We start from the raw sequence: 23,179 nt of genomic DNA on the forward strand, positions 1-23,179 counted from the left end.
CAATGAAAAAAACAATCCTCGCAGCGGGGCTTCTGGCCCTTTTCTCCCTGTCCGCCAGCGCCAATGAGACGCTGACCGTGGGCGCAACGCCGGTCCCCCATGCCGAAATTCTCGAGTTCGTGAAGCCCGAGCTGGCGAAACAGGGGGTCGATCTGAAAATTAAAGTCTTTAACGACTTTATCCAGCCTAACCAGCAGCTGGCGGAGAAAAATCTCGACGCCAACTACTACCAGTACCGCCCTTTCCTTGATAACTACAATCAGACCCGCCATACCCATCTGCTTCCGGTGGTCGGCGTGCATATTGAACCCTTTGGCGCTTATTCGAGTAAATATAAAACGCTCAAAGAGGTACCGGATGGCGCCACCGTTGCCATTCCGAACGATCCGGTGAATACCGGCCGCGCGCTGGTGATGCTCAGCAATGCCGGGCTGATTACCCTTAAAAACCCGCAGGATCCGCAGTCGGCGACCAAAGATATCACCGCTAATCCGCACCATTTTAAAATTCGCGAGCTGGAAGGCGCAATGCTGGCGCGGGCGGTGAATCAGGTCGATCTGGCGTTTATCTTCGCCAACTATGCGCTGGAGGCCGGAATTGATACCGACAAGGCGCTGCTGGTGGAAAAAGGCAGCGACCTGTACGTCGAGTATCTGGTGGCGCGTCCCGACAACATCAACGATCCCGGCATTCAGAAGCTGGCGAAAGCCCTGAACTCAGACCGCGTGCGCAGCTTTATTCTCACCCGCTATAAAGGCAAAATTTTGCCCGGTTTTTAATCGCCGGATGTTCATCGGCAGCCTGCGGGCTGCCGCTTAATTTCGTTAACAGAGCCGCTATCGTGACGCAAAAACCCAACGCCACAACGCATATTCAGCTAAGCCAGATAAGTAAAGCCTACCCCAACGGCGTGCAGGCGCTGCGGGATATTAATCTGCAGATCGCGCAGGGAGAAATCTTCGGCATTATCGGGCGCAGCGGCGCCGGAAAATCAACCCTGCTGCGCCTGTTCAACCGCCTGGAAAATGCCGATAGCGGTGAAATTATCATTCACGGCGAGCATACGCGGCACTACTCCCGCAGCCAGCTGCGCGACCTGCGCCGCCGGGTCGCGATGATCTTCCAGCACTTTAATTTGATGGCCACCAAAACGGTGGCGCAGAACGTTGAGCTGCCGCTGAAAATGGCCGGGGTACCGCGAGCGGAGCGGCGGCGACGGGTCGATGAGATCCTGGCGCTGGTCGGCCTCAGCGCCCTGCGCGACAGCTGGCCGGCTAAGCTTTCCGGGGGACAAAAGCAGCGTACCGGCATCGCCCGCGCGCTGGTTACGCAGCCGGAGATCCTGCTGTGCGACGAAGCCACCTCGGCCCTCGACCCGGAAAATACCCTTGCGGTGCTGAAACTGCTCAAAGAGATTAATCAGCGCCTCGGTCTGACCATCGTACTGATCACCCATGAGATGGACGTCATTCGCACCCTCTGCGACCGGGTCGCGGTGCTTGAGCGCGGAGAAATTATCGAACAGGGGGAGGTGTGGCGAGTATTTGGCCATCCCCGGCACGAAGTCACCCAAAGCCTGCTCGGCACGCTGCACCATGACCGCCCGGACGAGCGTCCGCCGCTGAGCGGAAACCAGCAGCTGGTCACGCTGCATTTTGACGGCAGCAGCGGACATGAACCCAACTTACAGCATATCGCCGCGCTGCTGGGCGACGATGCTCGCCTGCTTTACGGCAGCTGCGAGCAGATTCAGGGACGGGTGATTGGCCAGCTGCGGGTACGCCTGGCGACACCGCTGGCAAATCAGCGCTTAGCGCAGCATGCCGGCTGGGTAGCAGACCGCCTGACCTTCTCCGGCGAACCAACAGCAGAGAATGCTGGCGCTTAGCGCAAAAATGACAGATTAATGCTGAATTATTGCTAATGCTAAATCGCTATAAGCCATAGCTTTTCGGTGTTAGACAGTGCGCGGTGCGCCTCTTATCTTTCGTCATGATTTGTAAATATTTTACGCAATTCTTTGATGAGGGAGCACTTTTGTCCAGACTACTGCACGGGTTAAAAACCAAACAGACGCGGTTCGCGCTTGCTCTGAAAATCGCGTTGCTCGGCGGCGCGGTGGCATTTTCTTCGGTCGCCATCGCCGACGACATTTTAAAAGAAGGGATCACCCCGGCCAGCGATGCCAGCCAGATCCCCGCGGCCGCGAAGCTGCGCAAAGATACCGTCGTGGCCGGCATCTCCGAGCCGCAGGGCATTTTTAACCCCTACTTCTTCGTCAACGGCTGGGATGAGAACGTCACCAACGTGATTTTCTCTCGCCTGATCGACTGGGACAGCCACGGCAATCTGGTGCCGGGTCTCGCCGAAAGCTGGACGGTGAGTCCGGATAACAAGGTCTACACCATCAAGCTGCGCCCCAACCTGACCTTTAGCGACGGTTCGCCGCTGACCGCCGACGATGTCGCCTTTACCCTTACCGTGCTGCTGGATCCGAAATACGACGGCGATACCGATATCACGCTCGCCAATATTGCCGGCGGCGCGGAGTACAAAGCGGCGAAAGCCGATAGCGTCAGCGGTTTGAAAGTGCTTGACCCCTTAACGCTGCAGGTGACCACCACCCAGCCGGGCGCGACGACGCTGGCAAAAATTGGCGGTCCGGTACTCTCCAGAGCCTATTACGGCAAAGGCTACCAGCGCGGCAATCTCGACTATCTGCGCACCCTGCACGGCAAACCGCTGGGCAACGGTCCTTACGTTTACGACAAATACATCCCCGGCCAGGAGATTCGTTTCCACGCCAACAGCCATTTTTATCGCGGTACGCCGCCCACTCCGCGCTTTATCTATCGCGTGACCAACCCGTCAACCAACTTCCAGCTCTTCCAGACGGGCGAAACCGACTATGACGCCTTTACCTCGCGTCCTGACGATATCGAACAGCTGAAAATGCTCGGCTTTGCCAACATCAACCTTTACGGCTCCAGCGACTACAGCCAGGTGGAATTTAACGTCCGCCGCCCGGCGCTGAAGGACGTGAAGGTACGCCAGGCGCTGATTTACGGCCTCGACCGCCAGAAGCTGATTGATGTGGTCTACCAGGGATACGGCAAGGTGGCGATTGAGCCTATCGCGCCGATCTCCTGGGCCTGGAACGCCGAGGGGGTGAACCCGTATCACTATGACCCGGCGCAGGCGAAAAAGCTGCTTGACGAAGCCGGCTGGAAACCGGGGCCGGACGGTATCCGCGTCAAAGAGGGCAAACGCCTGGAGTTAACGCTGCTGGTGAGCAAGAAAGTGCTCAACGATGCGCTGATCCCCATCGCCAAAGAGAACTGGCAGCAGATCGGCGTCCTGTTAAAACCGCAGGTCGTCGATTTCAACGCCCTGATGGCGCAGCGTAAGTCGGGTAATTACGATCTGGCGTCGTTCAGCACCAGTACCCTTAACGACCCGCATGATGGCGTGTGGGATTTTTACAGCGCGGAAGCGAAAGAGTCCGGCTATAACAACCCGCAGGTCGATAAGCTGATTACCGAAGGTAACTCGGTGCTCGACGTCGAGAAACGTAAGCCTATCTACCACCAGCTGTATCAGGTACTGGCGCAGGACCCGCCGGTGATCCTTCTCGGCTACCGTGAAATTCTCTCGGCGAGCAGCGCCCGGGTCACCGGCTTCAAACCGGATATCTACAACGGCCTGACCGGCAGCCTGCCGGATGTCAAAATCGTTAAGTAAATCCCCGGCCGCCGGGATGACCGGCGGCTGACGTGAGAATGTCATGAGAAATTTCATCCTGAGACGGCTGCTGCAAACGCTGCCGATGCTGCTGCTGGCCTCCTTTATTATCTTTATGCTGTTTGCCAAAACGCCGGGCGATTTTATCGACGGCAATATCACCCTCACCGCCGCCCGCGCCGCCGAACTGAAAGCCATTTACGGCCTGGATCAGCCGCTGCTCACCCGCTATATCCACTGGCTCGGCCAGCTGCTGCGCGGCGATCTCGGGTTTTCGCTGCAGTACCAGATCCCGGTCAGCCAGCTGCTCAACCAGTACATCTGGAACTCTTTCCTGCTGGCCAGCGTGGCGCTGGTATTTTACTGGGGAATTGGCCTGACGGCGGGCGTGGTCTCAGCGCTAAAGCCCAATTCTGCGTTCGATCATCTGGTGAGCGTCGCGGTGTTCGCCGCCATGTCGTTCCCGACCTTTTTTCTCTGTCTGCTGCTCATCAAGTGGTTCGCCGTCGACCTGCACTGGCTGCCGGTGGGCGGCATGACCAATACCGGCAGCGACGACAGCGGCTGGGAGTATGTGCTGCAGGTCGCCGCCCATCTGGTGCTGCCGGTACTGGCGCTGGTGATGCTCCAGGCGGGCAGCCTGACCCGCTATTTTCGCGCCAGCATGCTCGACGTGGTGAAAATGGATTTTATCCGCACCGCCCGCGCGAAAGGGATGCGCGAACGCACGGTTATCCTGAAGCACGCCCTGCGTAACGCCCTGCTGCCGATCATCACCCTGCTCGGCTTCGAGCTGCCGGGGCTGTTCTCCGGGGCGATCATTACCGAAAAAGTGTTTAACTGGCCGGGGGCCGGGCATATTCATATCGATTCGCTGGCCGCCCGCGACTACCCGGTGTTAATGGGCTTTACCCTGTTTCTGGCGGTGCTGACCATTCTTGGCAACCTGATTGCCGATGTGCTTTACGCGTGGGTCGACCCGCGCATTCGCGTGAGGTCCTGATGCTCAGCTCTCTGTTTTCTGCTAACCGACGCCTGCGCAAGGCGGAAATCCCGGCGCTGGCGCAGGTGACCCCATCCCCCTGGCGTCAGGCCTGGCAGGCGCTGCGCCGCAATCGCCTGGCGATGCTGTGCCTGCTGCTGCTGGTCGTAATGGCCCTCTGGTGCATACTGGGGCCGCTGTGGTCGCCGTGGAAAGACGATGCCACCGACGCGCTGATGATTAACAGGCCGCCCGGCGCGGAACACTGGCTGGGTACCGACTTTCTCGGTCGCGATATTTACACCCGCCTGCTGCTGGCCGGGCGCATTTCGCTGATCATCGGCCTGCTGACCATGCTGCTGTCGGTCACCCTTGGCTATCTGCTCGGCGCGCTGTCGGGCTACGCCGGCGGCCTGACCGATAAACTTATTATGCGTTTTGCCGATCTGGTGATGACTATCCCCGGCCTGCCGCTGCTGATTGTCGCGGGCGCGATGCTCTCGGAGCTCGATTTCTCACCGGACTCACGCATCTATATGGTGGTGATTATGCTGAGCCTGCTGGAGTGGCCGAAGCTGGCGCGTCTGGTACGCGGGCAGTGCCTCTCCCTGCGCGAGCGCGACTTTATGCTGGCAACCCAGGTGCTGGGACTGTCGGCGCGACGCCGTCTGTTTGGTCATCTGCTGCCGAATACGGTACCGATTCTGGTGGTCATGGCGACCATGGCGGTGGCGAACGCCATCCTCAGCGAGTCGGCGCTCAGCTACCTCGGGCTTGGCGTGGTACCGCCGACGCCGTCGTGGGGCAATATGATGGACGCCGCCAACAGCCTGATCGACTTTCAGCGCCGGCCCTGGCTGTGGATGCCGCCGGGGATCGCCATTTTTATCACCGTCATCGCCATTAACGTGCTGGGCGACGGCCTGCGCGACGCCATGGACCCTAAAATGAAACAGAGGCTGAAATGAGTCGCGCATTAATCACCTTTAATCAGCTTTCGGTCTCTTTTGCCGCCGACAAAAACCGGGTACGCGCGGTACAGGATGTGTCGTTCACTATTCGCGCCGGGCAGACCGTTGGCGTCGTCGGCGAATCCGGCTGCGGCAAAAGCGTCACCGCCATGTCGTTAATGGGTCTGCTGCCACCGCAGGCGGCGCGCATTGACAGCGGGGAAATTCTTTTTGAGGGCCAGGACCTGCTGCGGCTGAAAAACGCCCGTATGGCCGACCTGCGCGGCAATCAGCTGGCGATGATTTTTCAGGAGCCGATGACCGCCCTGAATCCGGTACTCACCGTCGGCGAGCAGCTCTGCGAACCGCTGATTCGCCACCGCGGCGAGCCGCCGAAGGCCGCATGGCGGCACGCTACCCAGCGCCTGACGGATGTCGGGCTGGCGCGCGCGGATAGCCTGATGGCCAGCTATCCGCATCAGCTTTCCGGCGGCATGCTGCAGCGGGTGATGATTGCCATGGCGCTGAGCTGCCAGCCGAAGCTGCTGATTGCCGATGAGCCGACAACCGCCCTGGACGTCACCGTGCAGGCGCAGATCCTGCGCCTGCTGCGCGACCAGGCGCGGGCCAACCGGATGGCGATGATGCTGATTACCCACGATCTCGGGGTTATCGCGCAGATGGCCGAGCACGTTGTGGTGATGTACGCCGGGCGTATCGTCGAGCAGGGCGCGACCGCCGCGATTCTGCGTCACCCGCAGCATCCCTATACCCAGGGGCTGATTGCCTCGCGGCCGGTGCCGGGGGCCCGGCGCCGACGCCTCTATTCAATCCCCGGCCAGGTGCCGGACCTCGCCGCCCTTCCCGCCGGATGCGCCTTTGCCGAGCGCTGCGCAAAAGCCACCGCGCGCTGCCGACAGAGCATTCCGCCGCTGTCAGGGCAAGACCGGCAGGCCGCCTGCTTTTACAGTGCACTTTCGGAGTCCGTGACATGAGTCATGAATACGTGATTGAAGTGGATGGGCTGAAAAAACACTTCCCGCTGCGCGATGGGCTGTTCGGTCAGCAGACCGGCGTACTGCGGGCGGTGGATGGCGTGAGCTTTAAGATTCGCCGGGGAACGATTTTTGGTCTGGTGGGCGAATCCGGCAGCGGGAAAACCACCGTTGGCCGTACGCTACTGGGGCTGTATGAGAAGACCGCCGGCAGCGTCAAGTTTCGCGGTCAGGAACTTGCCGAACTGCAGCCGCGGGCAATGCGCGCGCTGCGGCCTAAAATCCAGCTGGTGTTTCAGGACCCCTACAGTTCGTTAAACCCGCGCATTCGCATCGGCGACGCCATTGGCGAAGCGATGCTGGAGCACAAGCTCTGTCGCCGGGCGGAGCTGTATGACAAAACCCTTGAGGTGATGCGCATCTGCGGGCTGGCGCCGCAGCATTACAACCGCTTCCCGCACGAGTTTTCCGGCGGCCAGCGTCAGCGCATCGGCATTGCCCGGGCGCTGATCTTAAACCCGGATTTTATTATTGCCGATGAGCCGATTTCGGCCCTCGATGTGTCGATTCAGGCGCAGATTATTAATCTGTTTTCCGATCTGCGCGACGATCATGGGGTGACGTTTTTGTTTATCTCCCACGATCTCGGGGTGGTAGAACATCTCTGCGATGACGTGGCGGTGATGTATCTCGGGCAACTGGTGGAGACTGCCAGCCGCGATGCGCTATTCAGCCGGCCTTTGCATCCCTACACCCGGGCACTGCTGGCGGCGGTACCGACCCTCGATCCGGACAGCGAGCCGGTCGCGGTGGTGCAAGGTGAAATTCCCGACCCGTCCCGGCCGCCTTCCGGCTGTCGCTTTTCCTCCCGCTGCCCGCAGGCCAGCGACCGCTGCCGTCGCGATATTCCACTATTAAGGGAGGTCGCCGACGGCCACCACGTCGCCTGTCACGCGGTTTAGCGCCGGCCAGCCTTCGGACCATAAAAAAACCGCCCACAGGGGGCGGTTACTTGCGCAAGAGCGAAACGGCTGCGGCTACTCTTCCAGCGCGAAGGCAATAATATCATCGCCCACGTCCGGCGAGTGGCTGGCGCCCCCGGCGGAGATCACCACGTACTCTTTACCGCTTTTCGGTGATTTATAGATCAGCGGCGCCGCCACTGCCCCAACCGGCAGACGAGCGCGCCACAGCTCTTTACCGGTGGCGGAATCCAGCGCGCGCAGGTAGTTATCCTGAGTTCCCGCGAAGAACACCAGTCCGGAAGCGGTTGACGTCGGGCCGCCCAGCGTCGGCATACCCAGCGGGATATGCATGTGCGTTTTCAGCCCCAGCGGACCGGTATCCTCCACCGACCCCATCGGCACCTGCCACAACAGCTGGCGAGTGTTGAGGTCAATGGCGCTCATGGTGCCAAACGGCGGGGTATTACAGGGAACGCCCAGCGCCGACTGCAAAATATCGATCCGCACGCCGCCGTATGGCCCGGCAATTTGCGGCCGCACGGTTCCCATAAAGCCGGGCACCTCGTCGGTGGAGACGTTATATTTCGCCATATCCTCTTTGCGCACCAGCGACATTCTCAACGGCATCCGCATATCGTTGACGAACAGCGTTCCTGTGCGCTCATCGATAGTGATACCGCCCCAGTTCATGCCGCCCAGCAGGCTTGGCCACTCGATGTACGGCTTCTCTGACGGCGGCGTGTACATGCCAAGATAAGTCGACGCTTTGAAGTCGATACGGCACATCAGCTGATCGAACGGCGTCACGCCCCACATCGATTTCTCGGTGAGCGGCTCGACGCCCAGCTGCGGCATGCCGGTGGAGAAAGGTTGGGTGGCGGAGAGATGCTCGCCTTCCGCGCCGTCATGGGCGACAGGCTGCTCTTCCACGCGGGTCACCGGCTTACCGGTACGCCGGTCGAGTACGTAAATCTGCCCGGTTTTGGTGGTCTGGATCAGAACCGGAACCTCTTCGCCCCGCTCGTTTTTCATATGGAACAGTACCGGCTGCGACGGCAGGTCATAGTCCCAGATATCATGATGCACGGTCTGGAAGACCCACTTCGTCTCGCCGCTGCTGGCGTCCACCGCCACCACGGAAGATCCGTATTTCTCTTTGGCCGCGTTGCGATCGCCGCCCCAGTAGTCCGGCGGACCGTTACCGGTCGGCAGATAAATCAGGTTCAGCTCTTTGTCAAAGCCCGGCACCGTCCAGACGTTCGGCGTTTCGAGGGTATAGACGCGACCTTTTACCGGGTCGGTAACGTTTTCCGGCTGGCCGACGTCCCACGCCCACACCACGTTTCCGTTACGTACGTCAAACGCGCGTACCACCCCGGACGGTTCACCGTGCACGATATCGCGCACCCAGCCGCCGAGCACCGCAATATGCCCCATAATCACCGGCGTTGAGGTCGGGTGGTAGCGTTTGCTGTTTTCGGTATTGTCCATACCCTGTTTCAGATCGACGCTACCGTGATCGCCGAAGTCATCGCACAGTTCGCCGGTTTTGGCGTTCAGGGCGATCAAACGGGCGTCGACGGTAGACACCAGGATACGCTGCGGGCACTGCTGCAGCGCCGGGCTGGCCTTCTCTTCTGCGCTCAGCGAATCATCGCTTTGTACATCGTAATAGCCGACCCCGCGACAGGTGACGTGTTCGGCGGTACTTGCGTGCGGGTCAAAACGCCAGCGCGCTTTCCCGGTATCCGCATCCAGCGCCGTAACCACGTTCAGCGGCGTACAGGAGTACAGCGTGTCGCCAATTTGCAGCGGGGTATTTTCATCGACGCCAATCCCGGCGCCGGTTAGCCGGCGGCCGGTGTGATACGTCCAGGCGACTTTCAGGTTTTTGACGTTTTGCGGCGTGATCTCATCGTACGGCGCAAAACGGGTACCGGAGGCATCGCGGCCGAAGAACGCCCAGTTATCGCTTTTGGCAGCCAGGGTCGGCGTGCTGTCGTCGCTCGCTTTCACCACGCCGTGATGAATACCGCCGTGCGGGTAGAAGGCGGAAACCAGCGTCGCCAGCAGCAGGAGGAAAATCGCCGAGGCGCTCCAGTTGGCGTAGCGTCTGCGCGCAGGCGGGATCGGCAGCGTCGCCGCCAGCCACAGCGCCAGCATCAGCATCAGCGCGGGAACGACCAGCCGGGGGATCAGGCCCCAATAGCTGAGCTGCACTTCATACAGCGCCCAGCAAAGGGTCAACAGGAAAGTCAGAATGGCAAAAGGCAGGACATAGCGGCTGCGGACAAGATAGCCGACGGCGATAAGCAGATAAGCGAGACCGGCTAACAGATACCAGGCGCTGCCGCCGAGAGAGAGGAGTTTGCCCCCCCAGATAGTGAAAAAGAGTCCAGTGCCAAAGCTCAGTAATGCAAAAAGTACCCGGTAAACGGTAAAGAACAGGCCCCTACCGCTACCTTGTTGTTCGTCCATATTTCATCCCATACGACGTCAGTCGAAAAAACCAAAACATCTCATATAAACAGCGCGTTATCAGACCAAGAAAAGCGCATACCGCATATCATGTTGGTTGGACGCTCTCGGACAGAGCGAAGAACGTAAGGAATTATATGTATTTGTAAAAATAATGTAAAACTATCAGGCATTAAATGTTTAAAATTTTTTAATTTATAAAAGTAAGTTGAACGAATGATGGGTTATAACGAAAGCCGCAAAGCCCGCGTTGCATCCGCTGTTAAGCCCGTTTCGATCCAGGCGAATCAGTCCGATCGTCTTGCTATCCTCCCCCCGCTGTTTAATCATACCCGGCGCGTTCATTTGACCGCTTACATCGGGCGAAGCCATTCGCCTTGACACCTGAAGGGGAAAAATTTCATGGCTGTTCAGGAGATTAAACATGAATAAACGAAAATATCTCACCGAAACTGAGATAAAAAAAATCATCAACGAGGCGTATAAGGGAGCGAACCCGGAGAGGGATCGTTGTTTAATCTGGATGTGCTTCATTCACGGCTGCCGCGTCAGCGAAATTCGCCACTGGCGGCTATCTGACCTTGACTTGCATAACCACTCAATTTACGTCAAACGGCTTAAAAATGGGTTTTCCACAACGCATCCTCTGTTTTCCAGCGAGATGACGTTTATCCGTGAATGGCTGTCGGTGCGTAAAAACTATCGCAACAGCGACAGCGACTGGCTATTTCTTTCGCAAAAAGGAACGCCGCTATCGCGTCAGCGGATCCACGTATTGATTAGCCACTATAGCCAAAGTGCGGGTTTAAGGATTGCGGCCCATCCGCATATGCTGCGCCACGCCTGCGGTTTTTCGCTGGCCGATAAGGGCATGGATACCCGGCTAATTCAGGATTATCTCGGTCACAGAAATATTCAGCATACGGTGCTTTATACTGCGAGCAATGCTGCAAGATTTAAAAATATATGGTGACGCAATAACCAATATATTTCTTACTTGACATAATGTATCAGATTGTCACTAACATAATAAATCGCCAATAACCTGTCAACCAGTAAGGCTTTTCGCATCTCGAAAAATTAAAAACATTAATTATCAATAGATTAGAAACTGACGCGCATTTTCCAGCAAACCCTGACCTCAGACGTCACCCTCCGAAACACCAGATTATTTACCATCCAATCCTGAATTTATGGTTTTTAATATTGCAAAAAACGCCATCCCTGGCATCTACATCTAAAAAATCAACAAACAAAATAGATAAAACTAAACATGACACTTTGATACAAAATGTCTTCTGCAGAAATAAACCTCAGCGTAACTGAATCTATTTCAGCACGACATCTGGCTATCAGATTAATAAAGGCTCATGAGAAATTTATTTCTGTGAAGCTATTACCTTTCTATATTGCATATAAGGACTACCTTATGAACAAGAGTCTTATTGCTGTTGGTCTGTTAGCCGGTGTCATGTCCGCCTCCGTATTCGCGGATGATGGCCGTATTGATTTTTACGGTTCCATCACCGATAGCGCCTGTACCGTGATCAATAATATGACCAACCCGCTGTCGGTTATGATGGGGAATGTCTCCAGCAAAGCCTTCAACGGCGCTGGCTCCACGGCCTCGGCGACTAAATTTATTATTGAGCTGAAAGATTGCCCGAAATCCGCTAAGTCGGCCACGGTAAAATTCGACGGCACGGCGGATAGCAGCGTCGGCACTATTCTGGCGCTCACCCAAGAGCCTGGCGTGGCACAGGGCGTCGGGATCCAGTTAATGGATAATAAAAACGTCGTCGTTCCATTATATACCGCCTCATCCGCTTACCCGCTGCAGCCGGGCGGAAATAGTCTCGCTTTCGTCGCCCGCTATTATGCGACATCAAGCACCGTAAACGCAGGGTTCGCTAACTCTACCAGCACATTTACCCTCAATTACAACTAACGGATATTTCGTCGGCGTATTTCTGTTGCGCTGGCGTTATTTCCGCGGACCGGCAGCGGCCGGTCCGTCCCTTTTCGTATTTGTGGAGTCAATAGCTATCATGCATAAAGGATATAGAATATTTCCCCTTCTCCTCCTGGTGCTGGCGAGCGAATTAGCGGCGGCGACAGAAAGCGGCGGCGTCACAATTGGCGGCACGCGACTGATTTTTGATGGCGGCAAAAAAGAGGCCTCTTTAAGCGTCAGCAATTCGGATACCGGCCCATATCTGATCCAGTCGTGGGTGGAGCCGCGCAATAACGATCCGGCCAGGCCGCCGTTTATTATTACCCCGCCGCTGTTCCGCCTCGACGGCAATCAGCAAAACCTGCTGCGGATCGTCAATACCGGCGGCCAGCTCCCTACCGATCGCGAGTCGCTTTATTGGCTAAACGTCAAAGCTATTCCGACAAATACCGCCCCGGAAGACGCGAACACGTTGCAAATCGCCGTAAGAACGCGCCTCAAGCTTATTTATCGTCCCAAAACGCTGAAGGGTATCCCGGAAGAGGTGACCCATAAGCTGAAATGGAGCCTGACGGGCAGCAGGCTAACGGTATCGAATCCGACGCCGTTTTACATGAATTTCAACGAGGTCACGGTGGGCAATCATCCCATTACCGAAGCCACCTTTGTCGCACCAATGAGCTCAGCCACGTTTGCTACCCCTGGCAAGGTGACCGGCCTGGTGTCATGGAAAATCATTAGCGACTTTGGCGGCGTGGGAAAAAGCCACACGCAGGTTCGCTAACCCGCCGCTGCCGACGGTTTGCGCTGCGGCGATTTGCCGTCAGCTAAGGAGCATTTCAGGATGAACAAAAGAACCTCAAGCGACTCGCCCTTGAATTTAGCTTACCTTATCGCCACCCAGATTGCCCTGATTGTGGGGATAAGCCCCTCAGCTAACGCCCGGGAACGGTTCAACCCCGCCCATCTGGAAACCGGCGCAGGCGGGCTGGCCACCACCGATCTCTCCGCCTTCGAGGAGCATGGCGGGCAGCAGCCCGGACGCTACAGGGTGGATATTTATGTCAATGACAGCAAGGTGGATACCCGGGACGTTGAGTTCCGCATACAGCAAAACGCGCAGGGACAGAGCACATTACAGCCCTGCCTGTCCCTGAACGATTTGGCCTCATGGGGCGTCATGATCCAGCGTTATCCGACGTTAGGCCAGCCCGATGCCAGCTGCGCAAGGCTGTCGGCGATTCCTCAGGCCAGCGCCGACTTTCGTTTCTCGCACCAGCAGCTGCTGTTAAGTTTTCCCCAATCCTCCCTTACCAACGCCGCGCGCGGCTGGGTCGATCCGGCGCGATGGGATGACGGCATTCCGGCGGCGCTGGTCAATTACAGCGTCAGCGGCGCCAACAACCGGGACAGAAAAGGCGGCGGCGGCGGCGGAAACGCGCAGTACATTAATTTACGCCCCGGTCTTAATATCGGTCCCTGGCGATTGCGTAATTACACCACCTGGAACCGCAACAGCCAGAACGGTGAAAGCGGCACCTCAACAAAATGGGATACCGTTTATACCTACGCCCAGCGCGATATACGCTCGCTGAAGAGCCGACTGACGCTGGGCGATAGCACCACGCCTTCCGATATTTTCGACAGTATTCCGTTTCGCGGCGGCCAGCTGGCCTCTGACGACGATATGCTGCCGGAGAGCCTGCGCGGCTATGCCCCCGTAGTCCGGGGGATCGCCCGTACCCATGCCCAGGTCACGATCCGGCAAAACGGATACATCATTTATCAGACCTACGTTTCGCCCGGCAGCTTCGAAATCACCGATATGTACCCCACCGGCGGTTCCGGGGATCTGTACGTCACCATTAAAGAGTCTGACGGCAGCGAACAATTCCTCGTGGTGCCCTACGCATCGGTCCCGGTGCTGCAGCGCGAAGGCCGGTTAAAATACGCCATGACCGCCGGCGTTTACCGCGCCTATGACAACGGTATTGATAAAGCCCCGCTGGCCGCCGGCACGGCGATTTATGGCCTTCCCGCCGGCTACACCGTATACGGCGGCGGCCAGTTCAGTAACAGATACCAGGCGTTAGCGTTGGGCATAGGTAAAAATCTGGGCCCCATTGGCGCCCTATCCACCGATATCACCCAGGCCTGGTCGCAGCAAAAAAATCGACCGCGAGAAGAAGGCCAATCCTGGCGTATTCGCTACAGCAAAAACCTGGTGCAGACCGGGACTAATTTCACCTTCGCGGGCTATCGCTATGCCACCAGCGGCTACTGGGATATGCAGGACGTTCTTAATACCTGGCGCGATGGGCGGCGCTACGTGATGCCGGAACGCAGGCGCAACCGCGCCGAGTTAACCGTCAGCCAGAACCTGTTTCAGATACCAGGCAACCTCGCGCTTAGCGCCATCGTGGAAGACTATTGGGATACAAACAAGCGCATGGAGTCATATAGCGCGAGCTACAACGGTTCGTACAAAGGCGTCAGTTTCGGTCTGAGCTACAGCTATAACATTCACTCCGCGGAACGCTACGGCCAGCGATCCGGGCGCATCTACGAGCGCGATGGGCTGTTTGCGCTCACCATGAGTATTCCTCTGGAGAAATTATTCGGCGGCCATCCCACCTACGTCAGCTACATGATGAATACCAGCAAGCAGGGAAATACCACCAATAATCTGAGCCTGGGCGGTACCTTGTTGGCCGATAACAATCTGAGCTGGAGCGTCATGCAGGGCTATGGTTCTCAGGGCCAGGGAAGCAATAGCGGGATTAATGCCGACTGGCGCGCCTCTTACGCCGAGACCCTCGTCGGCTACGCCCGCGATCGCTACAGCGAACGCGTTAACTATGGTTTGCAGGGCGGGATCGTGGCGCATCGCAACGGCCTCACCTTTAGCCAGCCCCTCGGCGAAACGATGGCGCTGATCGCCGCGCCCGGCGCACAAAACGTAGCGGTGCTTGGGCAGTCAGGCGTCAAAACCGATCGCTTCGGCTACACCGTCGTCCCCTACCTCAGCCCCTATCGCAAAAACGATCTCACGCTGAATACCGAAACCCTGGCCGATGATGCCGAACTGGCGCTGGCAACGCAGACGGTCATCCCCACGCGCGGCGCGCTGGTGAAGGCCAGCTATGAAACCAGCCTCGGTAAACGGGTCCTGATGACCCTGAGAAAACGCAACGGCGCGTCGGTACCGTTCGGCGCAACGGTTATCGATCCCGCCTCCCCGACGCCAAAAAGCTTCATCGTAGGCGATGGCGGACAGGTTTATCTGACGGGGCTAAAAGACGCGGGTCAGTTGGAGGTTAGCTGGAGTCACGACCCTGATGGCCGGTGCAGAGTGAATTACAGCCTGACGCAAAGCGCCAGCGGGATCATCAACCTTAATGCACAGTGTTTATAGCAGGAGCATGACGATATGAAACGAGTCAACGTCCCCCTTATGCTGGTTACTCTGATCGCCAGCGCTGCCCACGCGGAGAACAACTATTGTCCCAGTTCTCCGCCCACGCCGTTTACCCAGCAGCTCGCGCAGATCGCGGTATCGCGGGCGCTGCCGGTAGGCAGCGATATTCCCGGCACGCAGCGGGTCTTCACCTTTAACGGAAACTGCAAAGGCCGCAGCGGTTGGGCGGATGTCACCCCGGGGCACCCCATTATCGCCTGCTATTACGGCAGCGGCGAAGAAGTCGCGGGTTTTCCGGGGGTCTATGAAACCGGCGTCGAAGGCATCGGTATTGCGCTGCAAAATAGCGCCGGCCAAAGGGTGAGTGGTATCGGCAGCGATTGCGATACGCGCGCGCAGGCGCTGGGGTATATCTCCCGCGACGCCAGCATGACCTTTGGATATACGGTCACACTAACGCTGGTAAAAACGGGGGATACGGCAACGAGCGGCACTCTCGATGTCGCGCAAACCAAATTTGGTATGGGGGTCTATGATACCGGTCTGGGTATCGGCAGCCAGGGGCAGCAAAACTATATCGGCTATGCCGGAGATATTGTTTATAAAGCGGTAAGCTGCACCGTCCCCTCGACGTTAACTGTCAACATGGGTACTGTTCCGGTGGGCCAATTCTCTGGTCCGGGCAGCACCAGCGGCGAACAGAGTTTGTCAATTCCGGTGCGGTGCGACGATAAGGTCGCCGTGAATACGTCAATAAGCAGTCAAGGTTATCTCTCCCCGACGCTCGGCGTAGTGGCCTTAAGCAATGAAACCGGCGTAGCCCAGGGGGTCGGCGTTCAGGTGCTTTATAACGGCTCGCCCGTCCAGTTCGATCGTTTTTTCCCGGTCGGCACCATCCCTGAGGCTGGCGCATCGATAACCCTGCCGCTCACCTTTCGCTATTACCAGAACACGCCGGAGATCCATCCCGGCCACGCCAACGCGGTGGCCACCTTAACGATGATGTACAACTGAGTTTATCCCGCTCTCGTTTCTCACTGCTTACTTAAGGAGTCGATAATGAGAATTATCGCCAGCCCGGCCGTCATAACGTTATTTACGGCGATTTCGTCGTCATTACCCGCTTATGCTGCGGATGTCACTCTTTATATCAACGGCGATATTGTTGCGTCTTCCTGCACCGTCGAAAACAACGGTATTTATAATATCGATCTCGGACAAAATATTCCCAGCCGCCGGCTTAGCGCGGCCAACTCTTACTCCGAGTGGAAAGAATTTTACGTCACGCTGAGCCACTGCCCTGTAGGAACATCAAGCGTTACCGCTCACTTTACAGGCCCTGTCGACGGTACTGACCCTGATTTATATGCCAACGTGAGCAGCCCGGACAGTTCACGCAATGTCGCGATAGAACTTCAGCGTATAACCGGTTCAATTAATGCAGGCAGCGGAAAATCTATTGCCGTCGACGTCGATAATAACCGTCAGGCCATATTCGATATGCGCGCGCGCATATTTAGCGTCGCAGGGGACGCCACCGCGGGTCATATCAGCGCGATGGTCGTTATGAACTTTACCTATAACTAAAGGGTATCTGGCTCTTATCGAGCCAGATACTCCGGCTTCAGAGGGTAATCGAGCTAAAGCGCGCCGGATTGCTCGCCGTATACAAGACGGTATGCTGGATATTGCGATGGCCGAGATAATCCTGAATCAAACGTGTATCAACGCCCTCTTCCGCAAGCGCATAACCGCAGGCGTGGCGCAGCATATGCGGGTGTACCGGAACGGCAATGCCGGCCTGCACGCCATAATTTCGCATCATAACGTGAATGTGCTGTCGGGAAAGCGGAGTGCCTTTTCGCGACAGGAACAGCCAGGGAAGATCGGCGTTTAAACAGCTCGTGCGCTTAACCAGCCACTGGCTTAACGCCAGCTGTTCACGGGGCTGAAGAGGATGAATGGTTGAAAAGCCATTTTTTAAACGCCGAATGGCGATCCGCTGGCTGGATAAATCAATATCGCTCACTTTTAAAAAACGTAATTCACTTACGCGCAGTCCGTGAATAAAACACATGAGGAGCATGCAATAATCACGCAGCGAGCCATCCTGCTGCTGCGAAGCATCAATTAATGCCTGCACCTCTTTTTTACTTAAATATTTTCTTTTTTTCATAGCCAACCTGACGGTTTCTTCAATGGAGCCCCTGAGATTCGGCTCCTGTATTGACTCTGCTCATGGCTACTGGCAATCCACTGTCGAGCAATCCTTGATAACTGCAAGTCCTGAACACTGTTAATAGTCATAAACGCTACCGCCCAATAATATCAAATATCAGGAATAGCCCAAATATCACATCGATAAAATTAAAACCAAATAGATTTCGCTGTTATGTAAATAAGGAGATTTATAAGCTTATGCTATTAATATTTATCTTAAGTCTGATGAGGCGGCAAGTTTTTTTAAGTCTATGTGTAGACTCATTGGGGGTTTATTCGCCCCCTCAGCGTCATCGATAATGTTTTGGCTACAGTTTGCTGTTTTTTGGGAGTTCTCTTTTTTATAAGGAAATCATAAGCATGGAAACAATCCCTCGTGTGCAACATGACACAGATCTGCTCCGGACCATCACCAAACCCATAGACGACATTGATAAACTCATTCGCTGCCTGGCACCAAAATGTAACCAAATGTTAATGGATGGGAGACGAAACATCGGCATAGTAAAAGAAAAACAGCATCAATGCTTGGTTTTGTTCCGTGGCACGATGTCTTTATATCGCAACAACGATGGACTCATCATCAACTCCGAAACGAGTCCATTCATCTTTGGCATGAATAGTCAGCTACGTTATTCTCGGCATATTTACCTGCGCACCCAGGAAACATCTTCTATTGGCCTGATATCAATTAACGAGGCGCATAAGATCATCGCCGAACAGCAATTATGGGAAAATGTCTCACGACTTCTGGAATATTCGTCGGCAAAAGTCTACGCCCACTGCTTTAAGGTTTCTAAACTTTCCTGTTATGAAATCATCGTTCATCAGCTTATAGAATTAAATAATGAACCGGAAGCGATCAAAAATAAAATCACCGCCGCCAATTATATTCTGTCGCGAACCTTCTTGTCGCGCAGTGGGGTCATGAGAACCCTGGCCAAATTAAAACAGCTGGGCGCTATTCAGCTCCATCGAGGGATTCTGGTGACGATGAATCAACTGCCTCCCAGCCTAAAGCTTAGTGAATAACGTCTTTAGCCGAGCGGCCAACGCGATGAAGGCGCCGGCCGCATTCAGCTTGCGTAGACTCCGCCATTGCCGGTGGGCAGCCCCCTGCCCACCGGCAAATGCGAAACGAGGATAATCAGCCGTGACGATTCACGCTAATGTCGCGTAGCGCGGCGGCCATATCCAACTGGGCCAGCTCTTTCAAGCCTTCTCGCTTGATAAACTGGCTCCGGTGCTTGCTTTTAACCTCTTCCAGGCTTTTCTTTATCTCGTTCGCCGGTAATTTATACCAGCCGCGACTATGCTTCTCACCGCCAATTTCCAGCCAAAGCTCAGAATAGCTGGTTTTTACTCTGTCGCTTTTAACATGGTAATGGCTGTCGATCGCATAGATCTCCTTGATATTGAAATGCGACAAAAAACCGTACAGCAGCGTGATAATTAAGTTCTTAGGTCGGATGCCGTAAAGCTCCTTGGTCAGCGCTTTCACTTCTTCATTATCAATGTCTTTCCCACCCTGAATGCCGCCAATCCAGGCTTGGCCATCTTCGGTGCAGGAAAAACAGATACTGTAGACGCGTTTATCACCCAGGAACATTAAGATCATCAGCTCCCCCTCCTCCTGAAAAGGCGATGCCAGCAGCTTCACATCAATGCAGGTACCGTTTTTCAGCGGAATAGTGATTAGCGAACGACCAAATGCTTTCATATCGTACAGCTGCGGCAACGCCTCGGGAAGAAAGGTTTTCTCTATAAAATTCAAAGCGCCATGAGCAATATTGAGCTTCGCTCTTTTTGACATCTTTTTATTTAAATAGGCCTTAAAGGGTTTATCTTCAAAGTTAACCAGCCCCTCGGTTGCTCCTGTTAGTTTTGCGCAAGCGTAATTTTCACATAACGTCTGATATTCCTTATATTTTCCTCCGATTAAAGATATTTCTCTGCATTTCCGCAATACCTTTTTATAGTTGAGTTTAACGTGACAAATAAATTTATTAGTTTTCCGCCATTCTTTGATAGCGGCTACTGCTGTTGTCGAGACCATTGACCATAATCCATAGATACATCCATAAGCCGGTCAATATTAGCATATTTTATACAAGTCAATGTCTAACCCAGCGCTCGTTGTCGATTCGTTTAATAAATAATTTGATCGCGACTATAATAATCGCCGGCAGGTTATAAAACATGCTTTCAACTATTATTATTAGTAGGATCCCGACCCGCACTCGCTCCCGACAGCACGCAATAACACACCCGCACTTATCGCTATGTGCTACACGGCTTCACACCGGGTGCATCCCCCCGGCGTTTTGCCTATACTTGCTCACGGTCAAAACTGAACTTAAGTGGGTAACGCATGGAAATTGATCTCGATAACCTCGTCTTTAGCGGGCTGGAAGAAGCGCAAGAGCGCAACGCTGAGCGCCTTGAAGAGGCCGATAAAAAAGCGCAGGCCGTTGTTGCCGACGATGACTGCGGCGACGCCTGTAAGATCTAACGACGAAACCGGCTGCCCTGCCGGTTTTTTTTACCTGCCTCTCCCCAGCTACGGATATAAAAACGCCTTCAACGCGCCCATTTTACCCGTCGGGCGCCGTCCTGCGTCCTTAAATCTGTAGGTTAAAGCGTAAAACCGACAATTAAATAAACAACGAGCGCCAGGCTACCCGTCACCAGCGCATAAGGCATTTGGGTACGAATATGCTCAATATGGTCGCAGTTGGTCGCCATTGAGGCCACGATGGCATCGCTGGAGATAGGGGAAGTCATGTCGCCAAAAATTGAGCCGGAAATCGCCGCGCCGATCATAAAGTGCGGGTCGATACCTAATGAGACGCCCAGCTGAACGCCAATCGGAATCATAATGGCGAAGGTCCCCCATGAGGTGCCCGTGGCCAGCGACATCACCGCGGCAATCAGAAAGATAAAGCCGATCGCGAAACCGGATGGAATAACGCCGGAGGTAATGGAGGCGATATACTGCCCGGTATTCAGCTCCGCTGAAATATGCCCCATCAGGAAAGCCAGGATCATGATTGAGCTAATTTTAACCATGCTGGCGTAGCCGATATACAGCTCTTTGAAAAAGTTCTCAACGTTCAGAATACCGCGCGCACGGAACCAGATAAAAGAGACGATGGTACCAAACATAACGCCGGAGTAGACCGACATCGAGCCGCTGCCTTTTGAGAATTGTCCATCGCCGGTAATATACAGAACAACCGGAACCATTAACACAGTGGAAAGAATGGGAATAAAGAAGTTCAGCAATGAATTGCAGGCCGGATGGTCAATTACCGCGTCCGCCTCCTCTTCGCCATGCTCTTGTTCTATTTCGGTCTGGATCGTTTCAAACTTCACCTCCGCCTTTTTCATTGGCCCCCAGCTGCAGCCGGAGAGAATATAAAACAGCACCGAGGCTAATGAAAACCAGGCCATCGTGTTCCAGATCATTGAGCTTGCCAGGACTTCAAATGGCTCGCCGGTCAGGTACCCCTGCGCAATCTGTACGCCGATAACGCCCATCATCGCCGCTCCCCAGCCGTTGATCATCACCGACGAGCAGACGGAGACGCAGGATGTCTGGATAATATAGGACATCTTTTCCGGTGAGACTTTATAGCGTCGGGCAAGGTTTTTCGTCGATGCCCCGGCGATCAGCTGGTTTATCGAGCTCTCGATAAAAATCAACGATGTCACCAGCATCGCCAGCAGCTGGACCGATTTTTTATTGGTGACGAAATCGTTTTTTTCCGACAGAAACTGCACCAGTTTCCGCACGCCGCCGGTCACCACAATCAGCCGCATAATACCGCCGATCATCACCATAAAAACAATCGTTCGCGCATTACCGGCGGAAGCGAAGGTTTCGATAATCCCGTTCAGGGTGGCACCAACGCCCTGGATAATACTGTGGTTAATCACCGCGTAGCCAACGAAAATGCCGGTGAGCAGGGAAAGGATCACCTGGCGAGTCAGGATAGCCAGAATAATGGTGACCAGCGGGGTAATAATCGTCCAGATGCCATAGTCATGCATGATGATTATCCTGTGCGATGCCCATCGCGGCGAAGGCGCTGTCAAGGTCTTGCAGCAAATCATCGATATGTTCAATACCGACGGAGAAACGTAGCGTCGTGTCGTAAACCCCAATAGCCTCCCGCTCTTCTTTTGACATCGCCCCGTGGGACATAGAAGCCGAATGGTTGATCATGCTCTCCACCCCGCCAAGCGATTCCGCCAGCACAAAATAGTGCAGACCGCCGATGAATCGTTTCAGACTCTGGATATCCCCCTTCAGCGTTGCGGTTACCACCGCGCCGCCTGAACGCATTTGCTTTTTGCACAGCGCATGCTGCGGATGCGACGGCAGGCCAGGATAATAGACGCTGGCAATCGCCGGATGGTTTTCCAGATATTCAGCCACCCGCAGCGCATTGCCGCACTGACGCGCCATGCGCAGATCCAGCGTTTTCATACCGCGCAGGGCAAGATAGGCATCGAATGGCGATGCAATCGAACCGATGGTGGTTTTAATAAAGTCGAGCTTCGACGCCAGCGTTTCATTATTGGTGATTACCGCGCCGCCAATTAAATCTGAATGTCCGCCGACATATTTACTGGTAGAGAGCATGACCATATCCGCGCCCATTTCAAGCGGCTTATGATTCCAGGCGCTGGCAAAGGTATTATCGACGCAGGTAGTAATGGCGCGTGCTTTAGCAATACGGCACACTTTCGCGATATCGACCAGTTCCAGTAAGGGATTGGTCGGCGTTTCAATCCAGATTAAAGCGGTATTTTCCTGAATAGCGGCCATCAGGCTTTGCTCATCATTCAAATCGATATAGGAAATCGTGGCGCCGGTGGTATGCGTTTTTAATTTTTCGAACAGCCGCCAGGTTCCGCCATAGACGCCTTTCATGGCGATAATATGGGCGTCTTTGGGCAAGAGTTCCATCACGATATTGGTGGCCGCCATTCCCGATGCGGTGGCGGTGGCGTAAATGCCGCCTTCCAGCTCGGCAAGCGCCGATTCATAAGCCTGACGCGTTGGATTAGAGACCCGGGAATAACAAAAATCGCCGCCTTCATAAAGATTAGGTTGAATAAATGAGCTGGCCGTGACGATCGGCGTAAATATAGCGTTGGTTACCGGATCGGATTGGTTTCCAGCGTGTACCGCCAGAGTTGCAATATCTTTAGTTTTGGTTTTCATAGAGTACACTCAAATTATTATTAGACATAAAAGGTCGTGTTTTTTTATTGACGCCTTCGGCGAAGCTGGCGAATAAAACAACAGCCAAAACTCCGTTTAATAGCCAAAAAGGAATAGCTATTTCATCATTAACAGCGTGATTTGCGTCTTCAATCACTATTAAAATGTATATCAGACGAGGAAGAAAATTTTGCCTATTTTCACTCTATTCCGGGAAAAATGGAGAAAAATGTTCTCTACACG

20 protein-coding genes are annotated in these 23,179 nt (G+C 55.0%); 15 read left to right on the forward strand and 5 right to left on the reverse strand.

All coding sequences use genetic code 11. From position 1 onward, the window contains the following. Positions 1–2 precede the first annotated feature (2 nt). From ABLV30_RS11265 to ABLV30_RS11295, 7 genes are all read left to right on the forward strand, one after another. A complete protein-coding gene (locus tag ABLV30_RS11265) occupies positions 3–779 on the forward strand; it encodes a MetQ/NlpA family ABC transporter substrate-binding protein (protein WP_046878498.1) in 777 nt (258 codons plus the stop codon). Positions 780–841: 62 nt separating this feature from the next. Continuing rightward, positions 842–1,888: an ATP-binding cassette domain-containing protein gene (locus tag ABLV30_RS11270; protein WP_048262240.1), complete on the forward strand. Its 1,047-nt coding sequence runs from the start codon at positions 842–844 to the stop codon at positions 1,886–1,888. Positions 1,889–2,037: 149 nt separating this feature from the next. Further along, the gene (locus ABLV30_RS11275; RefSeq protein ID WP_064377223.1) at positions 2,038–3,741 is read left to right on the forward strand and encodes an ABC transporter substrate-binding protein; all 1,704 of its coding nucleotides are present in this window, start codon (positions 2,038–2,040) and stop codon (positions 3,739–3,741) included. Between the two features lie 43 nt (positions 3,742–3,784). Beyond that, the gene (locus ABLV30_RS11280) at positions 3,785–4,744 is read left to right on the forward strand and encodes an ABC transporter permease (protein ID WP_154950843.1); all 960 of its coding nucleotides are present in this window, start codon (positions 3,785–3,787) and stop codon (positions 4,742–4,744) included. Continuing rightward, positions 4,741–5,691 (forward strand): oligopeptide ABC transporter permease, encoded by a 951-nt coding sequence (opp4C, locus tag ABLV30_RS11285; RefSeq protein ID WP_025105865.1) that lies wholly within the window; start codon positions 4,741–4,743, stop codon positions 5,689–5,691. The genes ABLV30_RS11280 and opp4C overlap by 4 nt, the downstream gene beginning before the upstream one ends. Beyond that, on the forward strand, positions 5,688–6,668 hold the full coding sequence (locus ABLV30_RS11290) for an ABC transporter ATP-binding protein (protein ID WP_154950841.1): 981 nt from the start codon (positions 5,688–5,690) through the stop codon (positions 6,666–6,668). Before opp4C ends, ABLV30_RS11290 begins: the two co-directional genes overlap by 4 nt. Further along, positions 6,665–7,630 (forward strand): oligopeptide/dipeptide ABC transporter ATP-binding protein, encoded by a 966-nt coding sequence (locus ABLV30_RS11295; protein ID WP_049102257.1) that lies wholly within the window; start codon positions 6,665–6,667, stop codon positions 7,628–7,630. The genes ABLV30_RS11290 and ABLV30_RS11295 overlap by 4 nt, the downstream gene beginning before the upstream one ends. A 75-nt stretch (positions 7,631–7,705) precedes the next feature. Here the strand turns inward: ABLV30_RS11295 and ABLV30_RS11300 are convergent, their stop codons facing one another. Next, positions 7,706–10,111 carry a membrane-bound PQQ-dependent dehydrogenase, glucose/quinate/shikimate family gene (locus tag ABLV30_RS11300; protein ID WP_109240444.1) on the reverse strand — a complete coding sequence of 802 codons (2,406 nt, stop codon included), beginning with the start codon at positions 10,109–10,111 and terminating at the stop codon, positions 7,706–7,708. Positions 10,112–10,535: 424 nt separating this feature from the next. On the opposite strand from ABLV30_RS11300, the gene ABLV30_RS11305 reads away from it, so the two are divergent. From ABLV30_RS11305 to ABLV30_RS11330, 6 genes are all read left to right on the forward strand, one after another. Next, positions 10,536–11,084, forward strand: coding sequence for a tyrosine-type DNA invertase (locus ABLV30_RS11305; RefSeq protein ID WP_032749775.1), 549 nt, complete (start codon positions 10,536–10,538; stop codon positions 11,082–11,084). A 456-nt stretch (positions 11,085–11,540) separates the two neighbouring features. After that, positions 11,541–12,059, forward strand: coding sequence for a fimbrial protein (locus ABLV30_RS11310; protein ID WP_049079334.1), 519 nt, complete (start codon positions 11,541–11,543; stop codon positions 12,057–12,059). 100 nt (positions 12,060–12,159) lie between these two features. Further along, on the forward strand, positions 12,160–12,849 hold the full coding sequence (locus ABLV30_RS11315; protein ID WP_025105871.1) for a fimbria/pilus periplasmic chaperone: 690 nt from the start codon (positions 12,160–12,162) through the stop codon (positions 12,847–12,849). Positions 12,850–12,909: 60 nt separating this feature from the next. Next, positions 12,910–15,480 carry a fimbria/pilus outer membrane usher protein gene (locus tag ABLV30_RS11320; RefSeq protein WP_154950840.1) on the forward strand — a complete coding sequence of 857 codons (2,571 nt, stop codon included), beginning with the start codon at positions 12,910–12,912 and terminating at the stop codon, positions 15,478–15,480. Between the two features lie 15 nt (positions 15,481–15,495). Next, positions 15,496–16,497, forward strand: a complete 1,002-nt coding sequence (locus ABLV30_RS11325; protein ID WP_154950838.1) for a fimbrial protein — start codon at positions 15,496–15,498, stop codon at positions 16,495–16,497. A 45-nt stretch (positions 16,498–16,542) separates the two neighbouring features. Then, positions 16,543–17,070 carry a fimbrial protein gene (locus tag ABLV30_RS11330; protein ID WP_154950836.1) on the forward strand — a complete coding sequence of 176 codons (528 nt, stop codon included), beginning with the start codon at positions 16,543–16,545 and terminating at the stop codon, positions 17,068–17,070. Positions 17,071–17,107: 37 nt separating this feature from the next. Here the strand turns inward: ABLV30_RS11330 and ABLV30_RS11335 are convergent, their stop codons facing one another. Further along, positions 17,108–17,659, reverse strand: a complete 552-nt coding sequence (locus ABLV30_RS11335; protein WP_014838689.1) for a tyrosine-type DNA invertase — start codon at positions 17,657–17,659, stop codon at positions 17,108–17,110. Positions 17,660–18,063: 404 nt separating this feature from the next. Here ABLV30_RS11335 and ABLV30_RS11340 point away from each other — a divergent pair, with 404 nt between their 5' ends. After that, the gene (locus ABLV30_RS11340; protein ID WP_154950834.1) at positions 18,064–18,735 is read left to right on the forward strand and encodes a helix-turn-helix domain-containing protein; all 672 of its coding nucleotides are present in this window, start codon (positions 18,064–18,066) and stop codon (positions 18,733–18,735) included. Between the two features lie 115 nt (positions 18,736–18,850). Here the strand turns inward: ABLV30_RS11340 and ABLV30_RS11345 are convergent, their stop codons facing one another. Next, entirely contained in the window at positions 18,851–19,759 is a 909-nt protein-coding gene (locus tag ABLV30_RS11345) for a DUF535 family protein (RefSeq protein ID WP_154950832.1), read from the reverse strand. Between the two features lie 315 nt (positions 19,760–20,074). On the opposite strand from ABLV30_RS11345, the gene ABLV30_RS11350 reads away from it, so the two are divergent. Next, positions 20,075–20,215: a hypothetical protein gene (locus ABLV30_RS11350; protein WP_004851627.1), complete on the forward strand. Its 141-nt coding sequence runs from the start codon at positions 20,075–20,077 to the stop codon at positions 20,213–20,215. A gap of 122 nt (positions 20,216–20,337) precedes the next feature. On the opposite strand, the gene ABLV30_RS11355 is transcribed toward ABLV30_RS11350, so the two are convergent. Beyond that, positions 20,338–21,756, reverse strand: a complete 1,419-nt coding sequence (locus ABLV30_RS11355) for a Na+/H+ antiporter NhaC family protein (RefSeq protein WP_047723702.1) — start codon at positions 21,754–21,756, stop codon at positions 20,338–20,340. Next, positions 21,749–22,936 carry a PLP-dependent aspartate aminotransferase family protein gene (locus tag ABLV30_RS11360; RefSeq protein WP_047723700.1) on the reverse strand — a complete coding sequence of 396 codons (1,188 nt, stop codon included), beginning with the start codon at positions 22,934–22,936 and terminating at the stop codon, positions 21,749–21,751. The genes ABLV30_RS11355 and ABLV30_RS11360 overlap by 8 nt, the downstream gene beginning before the upstream one ends. Between the last annotated feature and the right edge of the window lie 243 nt (positions 22,937–23,179).

It is taken from the genome of Klebsiella sp. CN_Kp113 (assembly GCF_040064585.1).
Lineage (GTDB): Bacteria > Pseudomonadota > Gammaproteobacteria > Enterobacterales > Enterobacteriaceae > Klebsiella > Klebsiella michiganensis.